Here is a 981-nt window from a genome sequence, read left to right on the forward strand (position 1 = left end):
GAGCGTGTTGCGCCACGCCAGCACGTGCGCGCGGGTGACGAGGCGAAACTCGTCCGGCCGCGCGATGCCGGCGAAACTCATGAAGTCCTGCAGATCGATTCGGTACGCGCGGCGGGTGCGCGGCCTGAGTGGCGAATCCGCGGGGTCGGTGCTTGCGCGAGTCGATGAACCAATCGCTATCACTTCGACCAGCGCTGCCGCACGACGGCGATCGCCCAGGCCACCGCGCTGACGATGGAAGGGCTGCTGTCGATCATTCATGCCGAACGTCGTGTAGCAGCCAGAGGCGTGCATCCGTAGCACGCTCGAGGCGACTGAGAAGCACGGCTTCCCGATCGAGCGCGACGGAAATTTTTCCCGAAATGAGTCACGGTTCACTGGAAAGATGAATTGGGGAGGCAAGTGCCAGACATGAAATACGGATATGCTCCTCGGCGTCCCGCTTTCCATTGGCGAAGGCGCTTTCACTTGACGAAAAGCGAGGATCGCTTTCGCGATATTAATCAAGCCCGCTGATCCAGTATGCCCAAGCCCAATTCCCGTCGACTGAAAAAACCTGAACCGCGAATCGTTCACTCCCGTCATCTTGTGTTAGGTTCTTTACTCACTACGGCTTCTTTTGAAATTGCCCGACGCGCTAGTTGGTCGGCTACCCGACGCGGGCCGTAGACTCACGCGCGTGTCATTACGCATCTGCGTGTTTCAAGGGGCCGAACGCGCTGAGGATGAAAGGGCACCCCGATCATCGAGCGTTTCCGAGCGCAGTCCATGTGCGCTCAACAAGCGGTAGAGCGTCACGCGCGAGATGCCAAGTTCGTGCGCTGCGTCCCCGAGACGGCCGCGGTGACGCAGTAGAGCCATTTGGATCGCTTGCCGTTCCGCCACTTCACGCGCTTGCTCAAGTGTCATCGGTGCAACCTCGACGTGTTCCTCGAGTTCCAGATCGCGGGCGGTAATCTGGCGCCCGTCAGACATCACGAT

Annotated in this window: 1 protein-coding gene and 1 pseudogene; both read right to left on the reverse strand. The window is 59.9% G+C overall.

The window, feature by feature from the left end; translation table 11 throughout:
* Positions 1–507, reverse strand: a pseudogene (locus tag AWB67_RS43735) (hypothetical protein); the annotation flags it as partial.
* 195 nt (positions 508–702) lie between these two features.
* Positions 703–981 (reverse strand): helix-turn-helix domain-containing protein (locus tag AWB67_RS38510; protein ID WP_327367261.1); only part of this gene is annotated, 279 nt, incomplete at its 5' end.

Origin of the sequence: Caballeronia terrestris (genome assembly GCF_001544515.1) — a bacterium.
Lineage (GTDB): Bacteria > Pseudomonadota > Gammaproteobacteria > Burkholderiales > Burkholderiaceae > Caballeronia > Caballeronia terrestris.